This window comes from Paenibacillus barengoltzii G22 (assembly GCF_000403375.2).
GTDB lineage: Bacteria > Bacillota > Bacilli > Paenibacillales > Paenibacillaceae > Fontibacillus > Fontibacillus barengoltzii.
On record NZ_KE159653.1, the window covers coordinates 712,451 to 730,984 of the forward strand.

Below are 18,534 nucleotides of genomic sequence, written 5' to 3' on the forward strand. Positions count from 1 at the left end.
TCGGCCGCGCGAGCCCCCGCGGCCGAACCGCGTGCGCCGCCGGTGCCGCCGGCGGCGCTGGGCCCGCGCCCGCGCGCAAGGCCGCGGCGCAGCCGGGCCAGGCTTTGCTCGCTCAGCGGAGCCACTTCGTCGGCCAGCAGCTTAAAGCCTTCGTCCTGCTGCTGGACGACGCCGCGCAACGCGAGCAAAGCCCCCTTCTCGACGTGGGCGGCCGAGCGCCGCCACACTTCGGGGAACAACACAACCTCGCAGCGCTCGATCTGGTCCTCCAGCTCCATGAACGCCATCGCTTTCCCCTGCTTGGTTGTGATCGTCTTCACGGACACGACCATCCCCGCCACAACGGTGCGGGTGTCGTCCGGGGCTTCGGCCAAATCCATCAGCCGATCGACGCCTTCGCCCTCCAGCAAGGCATCGAAATCGTCCAGCGGATGGCCGGACAAATACAGCCCCAGCAGCTCACGCTCCAAATCCAGCTGCTGGGCCGCCGTAAACTTCGGGACATCCGGGTACTCGATGTCCCAGTTCGGCGATTCCACAAAATCAAACAGCTGGATCTGCAGATCATCCCTCTCCTTGCGCCACTTCAGCGCCGCATCGACCGTCTCGTCCAGCATCGCCAGCAGCTGCGCCCGATGCCCCGGCAAGGAGTCGAACGCTCCGCCTTGGATCAACGACTCGATCACCCGCTTATTGCACGTCCGCAAATCTACCCGCCGGCAAAAATCGAGCAAGCTGTCGAAAGGACGCTCCTTCCGCTCGCGCAAAATACTCTCAATTGCCTGCGTGCCGACATTTTTGATTGCGGCAAGGCCAAAGCGGATGACCCCAAGGGCCGGCGCCTCCTGTCCAGATCCAGCGTGGCCGTCCTTCGCATCGCTCGAAAGGACCGCTTCCGCAGAACCAGCCCCAACCTGCGGGGTAAACAGCACGTTGCTCTCGTTCACGTCCGGCGGCAGCACGACGATCCCCATTCGCCGACATTCTACGATGTACTCCGCCACCTTGCGGTGGCTGCCGGTAACCGCAGTCAGCATCGACGCCATAAACTGCACCGGATAATGCGCCTTCAGGTACGCCGTTTGGAACGCCAGCACGCCATAGGCCGCCGCATGCGCCCGCGCAAAACCGTAATCGGCGAACCGAACGATCATGTCATAAACGACGTTTGCTTCGTCCTCGGTATAGCCCTGCTGTACGCTGCCGCTGACGAAATGCCCGCGCTGCTCGTCGAGCACCTCGCGCTTCTTCTTAGAGACGGCACGGCGCAGCAGGTCCGCTTCACCCAGTGAGAAGCCGGCCATGCGAGAAGCGATCTGCATGATCTGCTCCTGGTAGACGATGATGCCATACGTATCTTTCAAAATCGGCTCCAAATCCGGATGCGGATATTCCACGGAGATTTGCCCGTGCTTGCCAGCGATGTACTTCGGAATAAACTCCATCGGCCCCGGGCGATACAATGCCAGCAGAGAGATGATATCCTCGAACACCGACGGCTTCATCTCTTTCAGCACCCGGCGCATGCCCGTAGACTCCAACTGGAATACGCCGGTCGTCTCCCCGCGCCCCAGCATCTCGTACGTGGCCGGATCGTTGTCCGGAACCAGCCGGAAATCAGGGGCATCCCCCGACTGCTCCCTGATCCAGTTCATGCAGCGCTCGATGATGGATAAGGTGCGAAGGCCCAGGAAGTCCATTTTCAGCAGACCGATCGCTTCCAAGTTTTCCATCGAATATTGCGTTAACGCCGTATGCTCGCTGCCTTCCTGCAGCGGAACGGCATCGGTTAACGGATCGCGCGAGATGACCACCCCGGCGGCGTGGGTCGAGGCGTGCCGCGGCATACCTTCGACTTTCATCGCCATGTCCAGCAGTCGCTTCACCCGCTCAGACCCGTCATACATCGCTTTGAGATCCGGGCTTTCCTTCAACGCGCGCTCAATCGTCATGCCCAGATGGCCGGGAATCAGCTTCGCCACCTTGTCCACTTCGCCAAACGGTACATTCAACGCCCGCCCTACATCGCGGACCGCCGCGCGCGCCGCCATCGTACCAAACGTGATAATTTGCGCGACATGCTCTGCCCCATACTTGTCAACCACATAGGCAATGACTTCATCCCGCCGCTCGTCGCTGAAGTCGATATCGATATCCGGCATCGTCACCCGTTCCGGGTTCAAAAACCGTTCAAACAGCAGATTATATTTGATCGGATCCACATCGGTAATCCGCAGCACGTAGGCTACCAAGCTGCCCGCTGACGAGCCCCGTCCCGGACCAGTGGCGATCCCGTTCCGGTGAGCGAAGGCGATGAAGTCCCACACGATCAGAAAATAATCCGAGAACCCCATGCTGGCGATGATCTCCAGCTCGTACCGCAACCGTTGCTCCAGCTTCTCCCGCTCCGCCGGGTTACGCCAAACATCCAGCTCGCCATAGCGGTCCACCAATCCTTGTTGACATAGCTCTGCCAAGTAACTGCCTGCGGTATGCCCTTCCGGAATCGGTCGATATGCCGGCAAAATATGTCGGTCGAACTCCAACTCCAGCTCACAGGAATCGGCAATTTTCGCGGTATTGGCATACGCCTCCGGCAAGTGAGGGAACAACTGAGCCATTTCCTCCGCGGTTTTCAGATAGAGCTGATTGGTGTGCATTTTGAGCCGGTCCTCGTCATCCACCGTTTTCCCTGTACCTACACAAATGAGCACGTCCTGAACCTCGGCGTCTTCTTTACTTAGATAATGGGCGTCATTGGTGACAACCAGCTCGGCACCGATTTCTCCCGCCAGTTGGACTAGAAGCGGATTCACCTTCTTCTGCTCCGGGATGCCGTGATCCTGAAGCTCCAGGTAGAAATCCTCGCCAAACGCCGCCTGATAACGCAGCGCCGCTTTCTTCGCTTCCTCATAATGACCGCGCAGCAGATGGAACGGAACTTCCCCGCCCAAGCAAGCGCTGAGGCAGACCAGGCCCTCGCGATGCCGCTGCAGCGCATCCCAGTCGATTCGCGGCTTATAGTGGAAGCCTTCGAGATGACCGATCGAGCACAGCTTCATCAGATTGCGGTAGCCGGTTTCATTCTTAGCCAGCAAAATCAAGTGATGGATCGGCTGATCCTGCCGGCTCCCCCGTTCCTTGCGCGAGCCTGCCGTAAAATAGACCTCACAGCCGATAATCGGCTTGATGCCGTGTTTTTTACACAATTTATAAAAAGGAACCGCGCCGTACATGACCCCATGATCCGTCAGCGCCAGCGCCTTCATGCCGGATGCCGCCGCCTTGGCGACGAGATCCTCAAGCCGGGCTGCTCCGTCCAGCAAGCTGTATTCGCTATGTACGTGCAAATGAACAAAGCTGTCCATGCGATCCCTTCCTTTCCATCGATTTATCTCTAATATTTTATCATACATAGGCATTGCCCGCCCATAGAATGGTAGAAAGACCGGACAAACCTCGGAAAGGGGCAAGCGCGCATGAGCACGTTTTTGACCAAAGCGGTCATGGATTTCTTTATCGCCTTCGGAATTGTGGTGGGAGGCGCCATGGTTGGCGGCATTGGCGCAGTCGTATCCCTGCAGCCTCCGACGCAGACGATGCTGGACATTGCCGACCGCATTAAAATATGGGCGCTGGCGGCCGCAGTTGGCGGAACCATCGACCCGATGCGGGTCATTGAAAGCAATTTTTTTGACGGGAACCTGTCTCCGGCCATCAAGCAGATCTTGTACCTGTTGTTCGCCTTTCTTGGGGCGCATATGGGTTCGGAATTGGTGCGCTGGATGTGCGGGGGAGGACGGGGATGAATGAAGGACGACGCGAAACAACCGAAGCTTACGGGCTTTCGCAGGTTTATGCAACTCACCGCCGTGTTTATTCTTGGCATGGTTACCGGCAGTATCGTATATAACGTCATTTATCAGACCAGCTACAATTTGCTGTGGATCCAGAACAAAGACCTGACGATCCAGCTGCATCAAGCCGAAGAGGATATTCGGACGCTCAAAAAATACAACAACCGTTCCACGGTCATCAAAGAGATCAAGGTGCGTGTGGAGGAACGTGATCCGCCGCTCGATTCGCTGGCAGTAAAGGAGGTCACCGAGCAGCTTCATAACGAGCTGGAGGTGTTGCGGGGGCGGAATATTTTTGACATCGACTCGGATGCCAAAATGGCCCGCACGCTGTTGAACCGGAAAATCTATGTCGTTCGTGACAAGGAATACACCATTCAAATCAAGACGATGCTGGTGAGTGACGGGGTACTTCAGGTTTGGGTGGACATGCGGCCCTATATTCGTCTCTAGTAAATCATGCTAAAATAAGAGAGATTTCACTTGAGACAGCAAGTTTTGCAGGAATCGACGTGTGTTGCTGTCCAAGCACGTATCCACTCTATTGATTAAAGGAGTACGGACCTCTTATGATCCAAACGATCCAAACCATTCTTTACGTGATTTTGATCATCAGCTGTGTAGGCTCGGTCTTCTTCAGCTTTAAGTCCCGGCGTTCGCTTGATCCGAAGACGCGGGGAATGGCGGCTGCCAAAATGAACATCTGCATGGGTTTGATGTTGATCGTCCTGGCCCTCATTCAAATGTTCCTGTTTAGCGGTTCGACGCTGCGGGTTGTCATCGGCGCTGTGTTTATGGTGCTGGGGGCGTTTAACATTTTCGCCGGCATCCGTAACCATGGCTTATATGCCCGACGCAAAGAGGGATAACCTTGCGGCCCAAGCCGTCAGGCTATCCCTCTTTGTACTGCAGGATCCTTCGCTTCTCCTGCTCAGGCATGGTCAATGGACTGCAGCGTCATGACCGCCTTCGAGACCAGCGAATCCTGATAGGTTAATATAATCTCCAGTTTGCAAGCCCGGCGGCTCATCTCCAATAACACAGGGGTGATGACCACCGGGTTTTCAATTTGTACCGGGCGAACGAAATAGGTCGTCAGGTTATCGACCACAAAGTCGCCGCCACTGGCGTCTTTGGCCGCACGAAGTCCGGCTTGCGTCATCAGCGAAGTCAAGACCCCATGCGAGATCGTCCCCAAATCGGTGGCCATCTGTGGTGTAATCATTCCGCGGAAGAACAATTTCCCCTCTTCGTCCCGTTCCTCGGCAAACCCGTTCCACATTAAGTGCTCAAACGTTTCGCCCAGCTGCGGCTGATTTCGTACGTCCCGCATCGCTTGCAGCACCTCGCGGCGCGTCACCGACGAGACCAGCTTCCGGTTACGGTCCACGACAGGCAAGAAGTCGATCCCTTCCCAGACCATGATTTGCGCGGCGGAAGCGAGCGAGGTCTGCAGGCCAACGGTGATCGGATGGCGGGTCATGCATTTCTCAATCGGCTGATCGCCGCTTAGCTCTTCGACGTTCTTGCGGCTGACGATCCCGATAACTCGGTTCCACTCGTCCACCACCGGAAAATGCTGATGTCCCGTCTCCAATGACAACTGGTCAAAATCAGAAATGCTGCTGGTCGCCTTCAGCATACTCACCCGCGGCTTGCGGCTGACGATGTCTTCGACCAGCATAATTTTCTTCTTGATCAAACGGTCGAACAACGCCCGGTTAATCATCGATGCGACGGTAAACGTGTCGTGGCGCGAGGAGATGATCGGTAAGGCCAGCTTGTCCGCCAGCGTCTTCACTTCACGACTCGTTCCGAAGCCACCGGTGATCAATACCCCGGCGCCTTGTTCCAAGGCCAGCGAATGGGCATTGTCGCGGTTCCCGATGATCAGCAGGCTGCCAGCGTCGATGTATCTGGCCATGGCATCGATTTTCATCGCGCCAATGACATATTTGTTCAGCGTTTTGTTGAGTCCTTCTCCGCCGCCCAGCACATGGCCTTCGACGATTTCCACCACATCGCCAAAGGTCAGCTGATCCGAGATGTTGCGCGGCTTCTTCTCCACGCGAACGGTGCCGATCCGTTCCTTCGTGATCACGATCCCGAGATTTTCCGCTTCTTTCACCGCCCGGTAGGCGGTGCCTTCACTTACCCCCAGCGCTTTGGCCAGCTTGCGCACGGAGATTTTCGTTCCAATCTTAAGTCCTTCGATATGTTGGAGTAGCTGTTCGTGCTTTGTTACGCTTTCTTCCGGTCCCTCCAACTGTTATACCCCCCTGCCCGAATCTGTACTATTCTGTATTCATTATACACATTCAGGCGTAGGTCATCCAGAAGGCGGCAAGAACGATAACAGAATAGACAATTTCCAGCATGCCGGACTGCTTGGCGGTAATCCCCGTTCTCGGGAACCAGGCCGCTCTGGCCAGCAGGATCAATGCGGCAATCCACAGCGCCGGTTGGAGCTGCCATACGGCCAAGGCCAACAGCAGAACATGGTAGGCTACGGAGTAAACATAGAATCGCTTATTATTCCGTTCGCGAATGATGGTTTTCACGTAAAAAGCAGTGCCTACAAAATACAACGTGCTGATCAGGAACAGTTCCGTGGCGAGCCTAAAATCGGTACCTCCTCCAAGCTGATACGAGATAAACACCATTAAGCTGAACTGCACAATTGCCGCAATGTCGTTCAATAATGCACGTTCACGCTTTTGCTTGGCATAGATGGCATTCACCACAAACAGCGGCACGAACAGCAGAGCCAATTTCAGCACCTCGGGCCGAAGCAGGATTAATGCGAGCGCCGCAGGGACCAACAGCGCACCATAGAACAGCAAAGGCTTGCGGTATCGGTCGGCTTTGACCTTGGTCTTGGCTGTTCCCATCCGAATCCATTGCAGCAAAGGAAACATAAACAGATAAATAAGCAGCCAGCACACAAACAACAAACTGTGGATCGCCCCGGGGGTAGAGGCGAGCATGCCAAACAGAAACGGAACGATCAGCATAGCCCAGGCACCATGTTGATTCGGGATGTAATCACGGACGCGCATGTTATCAGTTCCTCCTTCTCATCGTGAGCCGTCAACTTCAAATTACGCACATTATAATCGCTGGGCATCAGCACCTAAGTGACAGAAATCACTTGATTCATGGCAGCTTCCGGACAAATCCGCCGAGAAATTTTTGGCGGGTTCTCATCTTGTGATTGATATCACAATCCCGCCTCGGTCCGTTGCTATAATGGGGGCGAATCGCAAATTTTAAACATTTAGGAGGACTTCCCATGAGTCAATTCAAAGCTACTGTCAACGCCACCGAATATCCGCCCCAGCTCAAGCATAAGACCATTTTCGCAACCTTTAATTCTCTGGAGCCGGGGGAAGCGATGCTGCTGATTAATGACCATGACCCGGTACCGCTCCGTTTTCAGTTCGAGGCCATGCATCCCGGCGGCTTTACTTGGGAGTACATTGAGCAAGGACCGGAGATGTTCCAGGTGAAAATCGGCAAAAACTAAACGGGGGGAATGCCCTATGGCAACAATTACGGTTGTCGATGAGAAAACGATTCAGATCGCCGTCGAGCTTGAGGATGCGCTAAGGATGATCGAGGAAGCCGAAAGCAATCTGGAACGCTATGCCAGTGAGATCCTCACCATCGCCGAAAAAATGCCGGAGTTTCAATATACCTATTTCTGTTTCTATGCCTACGACACCTCCGCTTTGTTTGAAAAAATGCTGGGGATCGATCCCAAGCAGTATTTGTCCTTCTCGCTGGATGCGCCGGATTCGTTTTTCTATACGCTGTACGGCGGCATGAAGGGACTTAGCGGCGCAGCTCGGCTCTGCCAAGCGTTTGCCGCAGAACGGACGGACCTGGAGGTGAATCTATAATGGCCAACCAAATCGTTGAACTCGACGTTCGGCCGATTCTTCGCCGCGGCGAGGAGCCGTTCAGCGTCATCATGGACACCGTTGGGAAGCTGCAGGAAGGCGACAGCTTGGTTCTGCACGCCACAATGAAGCCGGTCCCGCTTCTGAAGGTGCTTGAAGGTAAGGGCTACCGTCATGAATGCGAGCAGCTGGCAGAAGATCATTGGAAGGTGACATTTGAACCGATGCAAGCTTAAGTTTTTGCAGAACAAGAAAAGGAGGCCGCTCGGCCTCCTTATTATTTTTGTTGTTGTGAAAATCCTCGTGGAATATATGCGCAATACGGATCGCTCTCCAAATAATCGCCGGTAACCGCATAAGCCCTCGCTCTTGAACCTCTGCACAGCACCTTAAATTCGCAGACGCCGCATTTTCCCTTCAGCAAGGATTTGTCCCTCAGCTCCCGAAGGATCGGTGAGTTCCGATAAATATCCACCAATGAAGCGTTCCGGACATTCCCGCAGCTAACAGGCAGGAACCCGCTTGGATACACCTCGCCAATGTGACTAATGAAGACGAACCCGTCTCCGTCATTTACACCTTTCGGCGAGCGGCCGAGCAGATCTTTACGTTTGGGCGCTGCCTCTCTGCTTCCTCCGGCCAAGGCGTCCCACGAATTATGACTGGGATCACTCCACAAGCGAATCTCCCGCGATAAAATAGTCAAAATTCCACCGGGAGGTCTGACCTAATGAGAAACATCCAAGAATCCAAGTTAACCTCCGCCCGAAGCGGAGCGGAGCTGTTAATCGATTGCCTGCTTGCGGAACAGGTCGATACGATCTTCGGATACCCGGGCGGGGCAGTGATTCCTATTTACGATGCGCTGTACGATTGCCGAGAGATCCGGCATATTCTGACCCGGCATGAGCAGGCAGCCGTACACGCGGCGGACGGCTACGCCCGTGTGACGGGGAAGGCGGGGGTTGCGCTCGTCACCTCCGGACCAGACGCAACCAATGCGGTCACAGGGATCGCCAACGCCTACATGGACTCGGTCCCGATGGTCGTGCTGACCGGTCAGGTGTCGACTGATCTGATCGGTCGGGACAGCTTCCAGGAGGTCAACATTTTTGGCATGACGATGGACGTGACCAAGCATAATTATTCCGTGATGGATATCCGCGAGTTGCCTAGAATCATCAAAGAGGCTTTTCATCTCGCTGTTACGGGACGACCGGGGCCGGTCCTGATCGATCTGCCCAAGAACATCATGACCGCTCAAACCAACTTGAGTCCGGCTGCCGAAATCCACATCCGCGGTTACGTGCCTTCAACCCAGATCGATGAGGAGGCCGTACGGCTGATTGCGAGCAAGATCGAAAGCTCCGAGCGCCCGGTGCTCGTTGTCGGGGGCGGCGCCGTGGCATCCGGTGCGGCCGAGCCGCTGTTCCAGCTTGTAGAAACCGCGCAAATTCCGGTTGCGACTACGCTGATGGGCATCGGAGCCTTCCCTGCCCGCCATCCGCTCTATCTCGGGATGCTCGGGATGCATGGCACGTATGCCGCCAACCGGGCGGTGCATCACGCCGATCTGCTGATATGTCTAGGAACGCGGCTCAACGACCGACTTTCCGGCAAGGCTAAGTCGTTCGCTCCCCATGCCTGGAAGATCCATGTGGACATTGATGATGCTGAGCTGGACAAGAACATTCTTGTTGATCTGGGGCTGTGCGGAGATATCGGGGACCTGCTGCGGAAGTTAAATGCGTGCGCGATCCCGCCCAAGTCGACCCGCTGGGCTGAGGAGACGGCCGGATGGCAGCGAAAGGTGCCGCATTATAACGAGTCGGTGGCTCCAGGATCGCTGAATCCGCAGGAGGTCATTCGGCTGATCGACAAGCATACCCAAGGCCATGCTGTGGTGGCAACCGATGTAGGTCAGCATCAAATCTGGACCGCCCATCACTACCAGTTCTCCCGGCCCCGTTCTTTCCTGACCTCCGGTGGACTTGGAACCATGGGCTTTGGCTTCCCCGCCGCCATCGGTGCCGCCATCGCGTTGGAAGGTCCGTCCGCTCCGCCGATTGTCTGCATCACCGGGGACGGCAGCTTCCAAATGAACCTGCAGGAGATGATGACAGCCGTGGATTACGGCTTACCGATCAAAATCGCCATCCTGAACAATGGTTATTTGGGGATGGTGCGGCAATGGCAACAGCTGTTCTATGAACGGCGCTACTCCTCCGTCCACCTCACTTCGCCGGATTTTGTAGCGTTTGCCGGCGCCTACGGAGTACCCGGGCTGCGGGCGCAAACGCCGGAGGAAGCCGATGCCGTGATCCGGCAGGCGCTAACGCACCCCGGCCCCGTTCTGATGGAATTTAACGTACGGGAGGAGCAAAACGTCTACCCGATGGTCCCGCCTGGAGCCAGCAACGATCAAATGCTGACCGGCGAAGACGAGAAGTAGTACCGCGTATTCAGCGAGCTTAGACGAAAAAAAGACGGTTCCGGAAGATCATCAACCTTCCAGAACCGCCCCTGTCCATTTTGGGCACAGGCTTATGCTTGTTCACCGTGTTTTCCGTCCGCGCCCCATTGGAGCTCCCATTCCCGGTATTTCTCCCGCCGGATTCGGTCCAGCTCCCGCTGCTTCTCTTCATTGACTCCAAGAAGAAAATGGAGGTGAGCCCCGATGACGAGGAAGGCAAACCCTGCCCACACTGCGCCAAACACCGAAACCCAGCCGGCTCCAGGCTCAAACGAAATCATCGGCAAGGCATAAACGAGCATCGCTAATGCCAGAATCAGATAAACGGCATGCTTCCATTTGCTTGGTTTTTTTACGACTTTCATCCTCTGCAGCTCCTTTATTTTCATAGATTACGAGAACCGTTGATTAGGTCTTCCCCTTGTCTCTTCTATCTCTATGAACGGGGCTGCAGAAATATGATAGAAACTTGTGAATCCAAGAATGCGGTCGTCTAAAGCGCGAAGTTAGATCCCCGCTCCGTACAGATGGGCCAGGCTGTCCGTAATAATCTTGTTGACGTCCTGAATGATCACACTAAGGCGGCGTTCAGCATCAAACAGGCGACGGATATTCAAGTTCAGACTCAGCACCTCGAACTGCTTCTCCATTTGCTCCATTTCCTCTTGCGTCGGCATCTCTCCGGTCATCATCCGCTGCTGAACTTCATTTTGGCGAATCCGGAAATCGTCCAGCATCCGTTTACTTTCAGGATCGGCCTCCACTAGCTTCATTGCTGCTGTAATTTCGGCTACCTCCTGGCTGTCCTTCAAGGCTGCCGCCAGTTCATGTGCTTTGTCGTAAATGTTCATTAAATTAAACCTCCAAATTTGTTTTAGTGGGATCCAAGCGGGCGTAAGGCGGGCTTGTCCCTTGCTTGCTGGTGCATGAAAATTGCTTGACTTCGGATTGCTGGCAACTTACTTGTTTGCTTGTACTAACTTACTTACTCACTTTTCTGCAAACTTGCTTGCTAACTTGCCTTACTTGCTGACTTGCTAACTTTCTTTCCCACTCTAACGCTGATCAGGAACCTTATTTGCTTCAAAAACAAGGAATCCAAATTCTAACGCTGATCACAAAGCTTATCGACCCGAAAACATCGCTGTTTAGCGCAAATTACGAGAAATAAGCTCTGTGGCAAGCGTTAGAATTTCATCTCCCTCTTTTCGGCACCAATAGCGCTCCTCACAAGCGTTAGAAGAAGTTGCTCGGCCTGGCTCACCCTTGCTCATAAGCGCTAGAGCAACCTGCTTCACTCTAACGCTGATCAGGAACCTTATTTGCTTCAAAAACAAGGAATCCAAATTCTAACGCTGATCACAAAGCTTATCGACCCGAAAACATCGCTGTTTAGCGCAAATTACGAGAAATAAGCTCTGTGGCAAGCGTTAGAATTTCATCTCCCTCTTTTCGGCACCAATAGCGCTCCTCACAAGCGTTAGAAGAAGTTGCTCGGCCTGGCTCACCCTTGCTCATAAGCGCTAGAGCAACCTGCTTCACTCTAACGCTGATCAGGAACCTTATTTGCTTCAAAAACAAGGAATCCAAATTCTAACGCTGATCACAAAGCTTATCGACCCGAAAACATCGCTGTTTAGCGCAAATTACGAGAAATAAGCTCTGTGGCAAGCGTTAGAATTTCATTTCCCTCTTTTCGGCGCCAATAGCGCTCCTCACAAGCGTTAGAAGAAGTACCGCGAGGACTCATGGCCCGCGACAGCAGACAACTGACAACCGTCAGACCCTACACCGACAACCGACAACCGACAGCCGCTAGCCATCAGCCTACCCCGCCCAATAGCAGCAACAACGACTGCAACAAGCCGATGATCCCGCCAAGTACCACGCCAAGCCAAGTAATGGCGCGAAACTCCTTGCCGGAGACGCTGAGGATAACCTCCTCCAGCCGTTCGATCGGGAATCTCGACACCTGTTCCTCGACGAGACCCGGCAAATCCACGGCCTGCATCGCCGCCGGAATGCCTTTGGCAATCAGGCGCAGCGTTCGCTCGGTCAGCACCGGAATGAAGCCCAGCACCGACGCTTTCCACGGCTCGATCAACGAGCGAACCGGCCGGTTCTCCGCTTGCTCGAGCCAACGCTCCAGCGGCAGCTGCTCAAGCTTGCCGTTCAGCCAGCCTAGCGCCTCTTCGCCGGTTAAGAGCGCCAGCAGCTCCGCCACCGGCTTCTCGCCATACAGCTCCAGCCGCGTCTCGATCGCGTGGGCGGTTTTGTTTAAAGCGTCCTCGCCCCGCAGCGTCTGAACGAGCGCTGGGGTCATTTTTTGCACCAGCTTGTCCTCATCCACAAAGATCGCGGCCATCGTGCCCAGGAATCCGCCGGCTCGGTCCATCAGCCCTGCCGCCATTTTCGACAGCATACGCTGGCCGCTCGCCGACAGCAGTTCCTCCTCCACGACACCCAATAGCGCGCTGGCCAGCGCGGCGCTCCAGGCTTTGCGGTTCTCCTCGGACCAACCGGGAACAAGCCGCTTCACCGGCAGGCTGCTAAGGTCCGCCTGCTCCCATAAGCGCGTCAGACTCCGCATCGCCGTAGCCCTTGCCCCTGCCGTAAGCTTAGACTTCAGTGCTTCGAACTCCTCCTCGCTCCACACCCGGAGTGCCGCTTTCCGAAGCGTTAACTCGCTGGAACTGATGCGTTCCACGAAGCCGCGCAACGTGTCCTCCGCTTTATTCCGGAACGCCGGACGCAACACCGTTTCCTGCAGTCCTTCGGCCGTTACCAAATACTCAGCTACCACCTGCCCCAGTGATGCGGCGATATCGTCACGGCGTTTTGGGATTAGTCCCGGCGTAAAGGGAACATGAAATTTGCCGATATGTATAGGTTTGCGCGGATGAAACAACATTTTAATTGCAAAATGGTTGGTTACGCCGCCGACAAAAGCAGCCACTGCAACGCTTACCAACACGTAAAGCCAATCGGGCACCCTCTCTTCCTCCTTCTTTCTCTTAGGCTGCTGCCCTAACTATCTTCCGCGATATCCGTCCTCGGCCCGCGCCCGGCAAGGAGTAGAACGCTTCATTCCTTCGCCCGGATGCCGCCGAAAACGGGCATAGGTTAATCACCAAGGATTCTATGTCCTCATATGATGCATTACATGCATTTTACGCAGATGATCTTTACTTGCATCCAAGACTCTAGCTTAGCTTGGAAGGAGATCCGCATTCATGCCCTCCAAAAAAATTACGGTACAAATCATGAGTCCGGGCATTCTTGAAGACGACATGATCGTGCTCGGAGACATGCTGATCAAACAATGGAAAATCCCAACGCATCTTCCGCTTCTACTCACTTTCGGATCATTTCGGCACCGCGTGAAGGTCATCCCCTTATCCAGATCCGATGGAGTTCGGATGAGCTCGGGTCTGGCCAGAAAAATGGGCATCCAACCGCGGTCGCCGCTGCGACTCATCTATCGGCCGCAATCCTCGACCCTTCAACTGGGTCCGCTGTTAGGAGTTCTGCTCAGTCAGGATTTCCCCGGGAATCCGGAACGGCCGTTTGGCCAAATGACCTTGTTCTGCAGAGAGCTCGTGAACGCTTGCTCGCGCCAAGGGGTATTCGTTTATTTCTTTACCCCCAATCATATCGGCAACAGCGCAAGCCAGGTCTCGGGCTGGGTCTATGGCAACGGGTGGAAGCAAACCCAGCTGCCCGCCGCAGATGTATTCTACAACCGGCTGAATTCGCGGAAATTGGAGAACAAACCTAGCGTACAGCATTTTATGAAAGAAGTAAAATCCCGCTACGGGAGCCATTTTTTTAACGAGAAATATCTCGACAAAACCGAAGTGTTCGACGCGCTTAGCCGAGATGCCTCCGTGCAGCGTTATTTGCCGGAATCGCATCTGTTTCGCAACTACGCGATGCTGAAAGCGATGTGCAGCAAATATCCCGTCGTCTTCCTGAAACCAATCAAGGGAAGCTTGGGCAAAGGCATCATCCGGATCTCGCGGCTTGAAGGCGGGGCCTTCCAGACCCTATCGACTCAGGTTGGAGGCGCACGGCGCCAAGTTTATCCGAGCCTTGCGAAGCTGTTCAACGCATTGTCCGGCAAAATGAAAACAACTCGCTACCAAATCCAGCAAGGGCTGAACTTGATTGAGGTGGATCACCGGCCAGTTGATTTTCGGGCGTTGGTTCAGAAGAACCTGTACGGCAAATGGAATACGACGTCCATCGTGGCCCGGATCGCCGGCAACCATCATTTTGTGTCCAATCTGGCTCGCGGCGGCTCGCTGAGCAAGGTGAAGGACGCGATTGCCCGAAGCTCGCTGCCAGCGGGAATCAAGAGCAAGCTCGCCTTAAAGCTGAAGAAGGCTGCCTTGGATATCGCCCAGAGCGTCGATGCACAAATCCCGGCTCATTTCGGGGAGTTCGGGATTGATTTGGCGGTGGAAACGAGCGGGCGAGTGTGGCTGTTGGAGGTCAACTCCAAGCCGTCCAAGAACGACAATACCCCGATCGGCGAAGGGAAGATCCGCCCATCGGTCAAGCAAGTGATCGAATATACCCGATATTTGTCCGGCTTTTAGAGGTTGCCCCTGGAGGGCCTCTTGGAAGGAGGGAATCTGCCATGTACAAAACACCACAAGGAAACGTCGGCATCCTGGTCTCCGAAAGCAGCGGACCGCTCCCTTTCGCGGAAGTTGCGTTCTGCCGCAGATTATGCATCATCGGGGCAAGGCATGGGCTTCACGTGTATGTCTTCTGCCTGAGCTGGATCGCATCGGGGAACGCTGCCGGCATTCCCGCCTATACCTTCGAACGCGGAACCTGGATTCGCAAATGGTGCCCCCGGCCGGACATCATTTACGATCGCTGCCTGGTCCATGACCGCAAGCAGCAGCTGCGCAAGCACCGTTTGCTCGAACGGCTGGCGAATGAGCATCCCTTCGTTTATTTGGCCCGGGGCCTTGCGGGAAAATGGGCGGTATACCAAGCTCTGCTGGAATGCCCGGAGGTTGCCGAACATTTACCAGAAACGGCGCTGTACCAAGGGCGGGCTCAGCTGGACCAATGGCTGCAGGCCCATGACGGGGAAGCCTTCCTGAAGCCGCGGAACGGCACGCACGGCAAACGGACGCTATACGTTAAATGGCATCTGCCGCGTGATGAAGTCAGGGTTGTCGGTCGCAGCGGGCGGAATACGATCTTTCGGCGTCGCTTTTCCACCAAGCAAGCAGGGCTGGTTTGGATTGACCGCTTTACCGGGAGACAGCCGTTCCTGGTTCAGCCGTATTTGCAGTTGAACAGCTCGGACGGCGAACCCTTTGATGTCCGCGTCCTCATGCAGAAAGACGCCAAAGGCGAGTGGAGCTTGACGGGGATGGCGGTCCGCGCGGGCCGTAAAGATTCACTCACCTCCAACTTGCATGGAGGCGGTACCGCCCATCGGGCACTGCCTTATCTCATTCGCGAACTCGGGAAGTCTGAAGGCAAAGCCGCTGAAGCCGCAATCCGCAAACTGTCACTCTTGATTCCGGCCTATCTGGAGACCCGTTTCGGCAGGCTGGCGGAGCTGGGCCTTGATTTCGGCGTTGACCGCCAAGGCCGTGTATGGGTGCTGGAGGTCAACTCCAAACCGGGGCGCTCCTCGTTCTTTCGGATCGGCGATCCGGAAACCGCCAGAAGGTCGCTGGAAAATCCGATAGGCTATGCCCGCTATTTACTGCTGAGCAAACCCTGATCACTTTTAGGAGGATAAAATCCATGAGTTTGACTTTTTGCAACGTCCATTTCACGCAAGCCCCCGACCGGGTGGTTTACGTGTCAGGGGCTCTTATGAAGAATCTGAAGCTATCCGGAAGAAAGTCGGTTCATCTGAGACTCGGGGGGGAACGGGTCCCCGCCGCCATTAAACGGATTAATAAAGCGGGAAACCACTTGTACCTTGCCAGCGGCGTTCGCAGAGGCATTAAAATCCCCAAACCCGGCGGCGTCTACCTCCGCAGCCAGCAAGAGGGAGAAGTGCAGATCGGCCCGCTCATCGGCGTGCTGTCCGACGGACCCACGTCCTCACCAACGAACCCTTTTGGCTCGCGCACCGCATTCATCAAGCAACTCCTTCGGCAGGGAAGCCGAGTTTCCTATATCTTTGCGTTCACCCCGCGGGATATCCATTGGGAAGACGAAACGGTGAACGGCTATTTTCTGAACGAAGCGGGGCGGTTCGTGCGGAAGCGGGTACCGCTGCCTGACGTGGTTTATAACCGTCTCCCCAGCCGCCGAGCCGAAACAACCAGCTCAATCAGTCAGCTTCGGGAACGGTTCGTCCGCCGGAGGATCCCTTTCTTTAACTGGAGTTTTTTTAATAAATCCGATATTTACCGTCTGCTGGAAAAAGACCCCACAGTGGGCCGCTACGTTCCGGAATCGATCATGAGTCCGACGCCGGAGCAAATCAAGGAGATGCTGGATCGGCACTCTCTGGTCTACTATAAGCCGAACAGCGGCAGCCTGGGCAACGGGATCTATCGTTTATCCTATATTCCGAGAAGCGGTTATTATGCCAGGTATCGGAAAAACGGACGGAACGCCTTGCTGCGCTTCTCTTCCTTCAACAGCCTGATGCGTACGCTGCAAGCCAGACACGGTCGGGCGCTCCGCGGATACGTGGCCCAGCAGGGGATTCGTCTCATCGAAATCGACAACTGCCCGATCGATTTCCGCTTCCACATGCATAAGAACGGGAAGAACCAATGGGTTGTCGTGGGGATCGGTGCGAAAAAAGCCGGCAAAGGCAGCGTCACCACGCACTTGAAGAACGGCGGCTCCCTGCTTACGCCAGAGCAGGCGCTTTCCCGCGCATTTGGCTCGCGTGCCGATGAAGTGCTGCGGAACGCGAAATCCGTTGCGATCACGTTAGCTGAAGCGATTGAATCCCATCAACAGCATCTGATCGGCGAGATCGGATTTGATATCGGGATCGACCGGGATGAGAAGATTTGGATGTTCGAAGCCAACGCCAAGCCAGGCCGTTCGATCTTTAAGCACCCTTCGCTTCGGGCTGAAGGGAAGGCATCGGTCGATCACATCCTGGATCATTGCCTCTATTTGAGCAAATTCCGGAGGAGAGATGGCTCATGATCAATCCAGTATTGAGCGAGAAGAAGCCCGTTGTCGCCGTACTGACCGTGGATGATAACGTCCGAATGTTCCGCGGGAATCGCAGCAACTTCAGAGATCTCGTCAAAACCGGGCAAGAGCTGGATTGTCCCGTGTATGTTCTGACAGCCAAAGACTTGAAGCTTAGCGCCAAACGCGTTCAAGGATACTTGTTCCACCCGGAGGAGAAGACGTGGAAGAAACATTGGTTCCCCTTGCCCGACGTCATCTACAACCGCATTCCCCTCCGGGAGGATGAGAAGAAGCCGGAGGTACGACGCAAAATCGATGAGGTCATCCAACATGAATCGATTCATCTATTTAATCCTTTTTTCTTCAACAAACGACGGCTCTTCGAATGGCTGAAGAAAGGACGGGCGACTAAAACGCTGGTGCCGGACACGAAAAAAATGTTAGGGCCCAAAACGCTAACCACGATGCTGGAGAAATACGGCTCCCTGTACCTTAAACCGGAAAGCGGCAAAGCCGGAAAAGGCATTATGCTGCTGCGGCTGGATGTAAATCATCCGAGACCATACCGGCTGACGATCCAAGGGAAGAAGCGCCGAAACATCATTTATCGAACCGCTAAGCTGCCCTTGCTGTGGAAAAGAATTAAAAAGGAGGCTGGCGCAACGCCCTACATCATGCAGGAGGGCATCGAGCTGACCTCCTATCACGGCCGCCACTTCGACATGCGCGTGCTCGTGCAAAAGAACGGCAAAGGCATTTGGATGGTGACCGGGATCGGCGCCCGTCTGGCCGGACCGAAACGGATTACAACCCATGTTCCGCAAGGCGGCAGCATTGAAGACCCGGAGAAGATGCTTCTCCCCGCCTTCGGGTCCGATATGACGACACTGCTCCTCAGCCGGATTAAGTCCAGCGCCCTCTTGATCGCCAAGCAAATCGAGAAGGAATCGGGCTTCCTGCTTGGGGAGATGTCCATGGATCTTGGGGTGGACACCGACGGACGCCTGTGGTTTTTCGAAGCGAACGCTAAGCCGATGAAGTTCGATGAGCCGCATATTCGCAAGAAATCGCTGGAGCGGATTTTTCAATACAGCCAATATTTATACCGCCAACCGAAACACAAACCTTGAAACGAACGAATATCAACACGAAAGGA

The 18,534-nt window shown here is 55.0% G+C and carries 17 protein-coding genes and 1 pseudogene; 11 read left to right on the forward strand and 7 right to left on the reverse strand.

Features of this window, described 5'->3' with window-relative positions; genetic code table 11:
- Positions 1–3,368 (reverse strand): DNA polymerase III subunit alpha (locus C812_RS11615; RefSeq protein WP_016312849.1); only part of this gene is annotated, 3,368 nt, incomplete at its 3' end.
- 111 nt (positions 3,369–3,479) lie between these two features.
- Here C812_RS11615 and C812_RS11620 point away from each other — a divergent pair.
- The 3 genes from C812_RS11620 (at position 3,480) to C812_RS11630 (ending at position 4,726) form a co-directional block, all read left to right on the forward strand.
- On the forward strand, positions 3,480–3,809 hold the full coding sequence (locus C812_RS11620; protein WP_009226738.1) for a YtrH family sporulation protein: 330 nt from the start codon (positions 3,480–3,482) through the stop codon (positions 3,807–3,809).
- Complete coding sequence (locus C812_RS11625; RefSeq protein ID WP_016312850.1) at positions 3,810–4,310, forward strand: sporulation membrane protein YtrI; 501 nt, start codon at positions 3,810–3,812, stop codon at positions 4,308–4,310.
- 116 nt (positions 4,311–4,426) lie between these two features.
- A complete protein-coding gene (locus C812_RS11630; RefSeq protein WP_016312851.1) occupies positions 4,427–4,726 on the forward strand; it encodes a YtpI family protein in 300 nt (99 codons plus the stop codon).
- A gap of 62 nt (positions 4,727–4,788) precedes the next feature.
- On the opposite strand, the gene C812_RS11635 is transcribed toward C812_RS11630, so the two are convergent.
- Both C812_RS11635 and C812_RS11640 read right to left on the reverse strand, forming a co-directional pair.
- A complete protein-coding gene (locus C812_RS11635; protein WP_016312852.1) occupies positions 4,789–6,123 on the reverse strand; it encodes a DRTGG domain-containing protein in 1,335 nt (444 codons plus the stop codon).
- A 52-nt stretch (positions 6,124–6,175) separates the two neighbouring features.
- The gene (locus C812_RS11640; RefSeq protein WP_016312853.1) at positions 6,176–6,916 is read right to left on the reverse strand and encodes a YwiC-like family protein; all 741 of its coding nucleotides are present in this window, start codon (positions 6,914–6,916) and stop codon (positions 6,176–6,178) included.
- Between the two features lie 233 nt (positions 6,917–7,149).
- On the opposite strand from C812_RS11640, the gene C812_RS11645 reads away from it, so the two are divergent.
- The 3 genes from C812_RS11645 to C812_RS11655 are packed head-to-tail and all read left to right on the forward strand — an operon-like array spanning position 7,150 to position 7,995.
- A complete protein-coding gene (locus C812_RS11645; RefSeq protein WP_009226733.1) occupies positions 7,150–7,383 on the forward strand; it encodes a DUF2249 domain-containing protein in 234 nt (77 codons plus the stop codon).
- A gap of 16 nt (positions 7,384–7,399) precedes the next feature.
- On the forward strand, positions 7,400–7,759 hold the full coding sequence (locus C812_RS11650) for a hypothetical protein (protein ID WP_016312854.1): 360 nt from the start codon (positions 7,400–7,402) through the stop codon (positions 7,757–7,759).
- Positions 7,759–7,995 carry a DUF2249 domain-containing protein gene (locus C812_RS11655; protein ID WP_016312855.1) on the forward strand — a complete coding sequence of 79 codons (237 nt, stop codon included), beginning with the start codon at positions 7,759–7,761 and terminating at the stop codon, positions 7,993–7,995. Before C812_RS11650 ends, C812_RS11655 begins: the two co-directional genes overlap by 1 nt.
- Before the next feature lie 41 nt (positions 7,996–8,036).
- Here C812_RS11655 and C812_RS11660 read toward each other — a convergent pair.
- A pseudogene (locus tag C812_RS11660) lies at positions 8,037–8,372 on the reverse strand (SPASM domain-containing protein); the annotation flags it as partial.
- 117 nt (positions 8,373–8,489) lie between these two features.
- Between C812_RS11660 and ilvB the strand changes: the two are divergent.
- On the forward strand, positions 8,490–10,211 hold the full coding sequence (ilvB, locus tag C812_RS11665) for a biosynthetic-type acetolactate synthase large subunit (RefSeq protein ID WP_016312856.1): 1,722 nt from the start codon (positions 8,490–8,492) through the stop codon (positions 10,209–10,211).
- A 92-nt stretch (positions 10,212–10,303) separates the two neighbouring features.
- Here ilvB and C812_RS11670 read toward each other — a convergent pair whose 3' ends face one another.
- The 3 genes from C812_RS11670 to C812_RS11680 form a co-directional block, all read right to left on the reverse strand.
- Positions 10,304–10,597 carry a hypothetical protein gene (locus C812_RS11670; protein ID WP_016312857.1) on the reverse strand — a complete coding sequence of 98 codons (294 nt, stop codon included), beginning with the start codon at positions 10,595–10,597 and terminating at the stop codon, positions 10,304–10,306.
- A gap of 141 nt (positions 10,598–10,738) precedes the next feature.
- Positions 10,739–11,083: a YlbF/YmcA family competence regulator gene (locus C812_RS11675; RefSeq protein ID WP_016312858.1), complete on the reverse strand. Its 345-nt coding sequence runs from the start codon at positions 11,081–11,083 to the stop codon at positions 10,739–10,741.
- A gap of 971 nt (positions 11,084–12,054) precedes the next feature.
- The gene (locus tag C812_RS11680) at positions 12,055–13,224 is read right to left on the reverse strand and encodes a DUF445 family protein (RefSeq protein WP_016312859.1); all 1,170 of its coding nucleotides are present in this window, start codon (positions 13,222–13,224) and stop codon (positions 12,055–12,057) included.
- 241 nt (positions 13,225–13,465) lie between these two features.
- Between C812_RS11680 and C812_RS11685 the strand changes: the two genes are divergently transcribed.
- From C812_RS11685 to C812_RS11700, 4 genes are read left to right on the forward strand one after another with little or no spacing between them, the layout of a single operon-like run.
- A complete protein-coding gene (locus C812_RS11685; protein ID WP_009227037.1) occupies positions 13,466–14,833 on the forward strand; it encodes a YheC/YheD family endospore coat-associated protein in 1,368 nt (455 codons plus the stop codon).
- Between the two features lie 41 nt (positions 14,834–14,874).
- Entirely contained in the window at positions 14,875–15,987 is a 1,113-nt protein-coding gene (locus C812_RS11690; protein ID WP_016312860.1) for a YheC/YheD family endospore coat-associated protein, read from the forward strand.
- Between the two features lie 23 nt (positions 15,988–16,010).
- The gene (locus C812_RS11695) at positions 16,011–17,387 is read left to right on the forward strand and encodes a YheC/YheD family endospore coat-associated protein (protein ID WP_016312861.1); all 1,377 of its coding nucleotides are present in this window, start codon (positions 16,011–16,013) and stop codon (positions 17,385–17,387) included.
- A complete protein-coding gene (locus tag C812_RS11700) occupies positions 17,384–18,508 on the forward strand; it encodes a YheC/YheD family endospore coat-associated protein (RefSeq protein ID WP_016312862.1) in 1,125 nt (374 codons plus the stop codon). The genes C812_RS11695 and C812_RS11700 overlap by 4 nt, the downstream gene beginning before the upstream one ends.
- The last annotated feature ends 26 nt before the right edge of the window (positions 18,509–18,534 follow it).

Coding starts and splice junctions, on each gene's coding strand:
- C812_RS11625 (WP_016312850.1), top strand. CDS start 3,810: ATGAAGGACGACGCGAAACAACCGAAGCTTACGGGCTTTCGCAGGTTT.
- C812_RS11690 (WP_016312860.1), top strand. CDS start 14,875: ATGTACAAAACACCACAAGGAAACGTCGGCATCCTGGTCTCCGAAAGC.
- ilvB (WP_016312856.1), top strand. CDS start 8,490: ATGAGAAACATCCAAGAATCCAAGTTAACCTCCGCCCGAAGCGGAGCG.
- C812_RS11655 (WP_016312855.1), top strand. CDS start 7,759: ATGGCCAACCAAATCGTTGAACTCGACGTTCGGCCGATTCTTCGCCGC.
- C812_RS11700 (WP_016312862.1), top strand. CDS start 17,384: ATGATCAATCCAGTATTGAGCGAGAAGAAGCCCGTTGTCGCCGTACTG.
- C812_RS11630 (WP_016312851.1), top strand. CDS start 4,427: ATGATCCAAACGATCCAAACCATTCTTTACGTGATTTTGATCATCAGC.
- C812_RS11650 (WP_016312854.1), top strand. CDS start 7,400: ATGGCAACAATTACGGTTGTCGATGAGAAAACGATTCAGATCGCCGTC.
- C812_RS11620 (WP_009226738.1), top strand. CDS start 3,480: ATGAGCACGTTTTTGACCAAAGCGGTCATGGATTTCTTTATCGCCTTC.
- C812_RS11675 (WP_016312858.1), bottom strand. CDS start 11,083: ATGAACATTTACGACAAAGCACATGAACTGGCGGCAGCCTTGAAGGAC.
- C812_RS11640 (WP_016312853.1), bottom strand. CDS start 6,916: ATGCGCGTCCGTGATTACATCCCGAATCAACATGGTGCCTGGGCTATG.
- C812_RS11685 (WP_009227037.1), top strand. CDS start 13,466: ATGCCCTCCAAAAAAATTACGGTACAAATCATGAGTCCGGGCATTCTT.
- C812_RS11670 (WP_016312857.1), bottom strand. CDS start 10,597: ATGAAAGTCGTAAAAAAACCAAGCAAATGGAAGCATGCCGTTTATCTG.
- C812_RS11695 (WP_016312861.1), top strand. CDS start 16,011: ATGAGTTTGACTTTTTGCAACGTCCATTTCACGCAAGCCCCCGACCGG.
- C812_RS11645 (WP_009226733.1), top strand. CDS start 7,150: ATGAGTCAATTCAAAGCTACTGTCAACGCCACCGAATATCCGCCCCAG.